Source organism: Oleiphilus sp. HI0086 (assembly GCF_001635225.1).
Window position 1 is genome coordinate 1 of the sequence record NZ_LWFZ01000099.1, and the last position, 1035, is coordinate 1035.

1 pseudogene is annotated in these 1035 nt (G+C 44.7%); it reads right to left on the reverse strand.

The annotated features are described in order from the left end of the window. Positions 1 to 490: 490 nt before the first annotated feature. Positions 491 to 1035: pseudogene (locus A3756_RS25760) on the reverse strand (transposase); the annotation flags it as partial.

Sequence of the window (1035 nt, forward strand, 5' to 3'; positions counted from 1 at the left end):
TCTTACGCTATTAGTTGCCATAGTTAATGCTCCTGTAACAATCTGCATTAATTGTGGCATATTGCTACAAATAAATAAAGTTATAACCAACGGCTCAAACGGACTCCGTAACAGTCGCACCTTTTTTGTTCCAAAAAAGTCGCCACAGTTACTACGCCGTTTAGCCGGGCGTTGGTATGACTCCCCACGTCAAGCAAACTGCACAAATTCCTGCCGATAGCACGGTCAGAGTTTTTTCTTTTTTAGTCAACTTCTTTTGTTTAAGAAGCATTAGCGCATCAGATGAAGCAGATAATTTCGACGGTTATCATGCTGGTATTCGTGGGTTGCTCTTTTTTTAAAGAACCTATCCGACCTTACTTTTTACGTCGTGGTGTCTGTCTTCAGTCTATGCTCGTGGATCAATGCGATGAAGCTACATTGCCTACCTAACGCCGTCGGTGATTACACCACACTCGTTGCTTGACCCAATGCGCTAACGCTAAACTCATTAAGCTGGTACTCTTGATAAACGTGTTTTTGGGTCGACCTTAAGTAAAATGACTTCTCGTGATATCGACCAGATAAAGGCAATCATTTCACGGGCTATTGCGGTCACGACCACATTGTAATTTTGACCGCGCTTCATAAGCCTCTGATATCGTTTTCACAGCCTTAGTTGCGCTTGCCATGCTTGATCGATAATCTCCTTAGGTAGACCTTCCTGTCTTACCTGCATTTCTTTGGATATTCGTGCGCTATACCGATAGCTGTGCGCTCCCTCAATCAACAGTTTCTGACGCGTCCATTACCGCACTTTGTAATGCTGCCAAGTTTTCGTTTATCGCGACTAGAATGCTCACTCGGGGTGAGCCCGACATAGCTCATTAGCTTTCTAGGCGTATCAAATCGGCTTAGATCACCAAGCTCACACACTACGCCTGTTGCGATGAGGAGGCGTATTCCACGCATCGCTTGTATTGCTTTAACGACAGGGTAGTAGCGCCACTTCTTAACTTGATGAGTGAGCTCGTTGTCGAGTCGTTTTAATCGCTT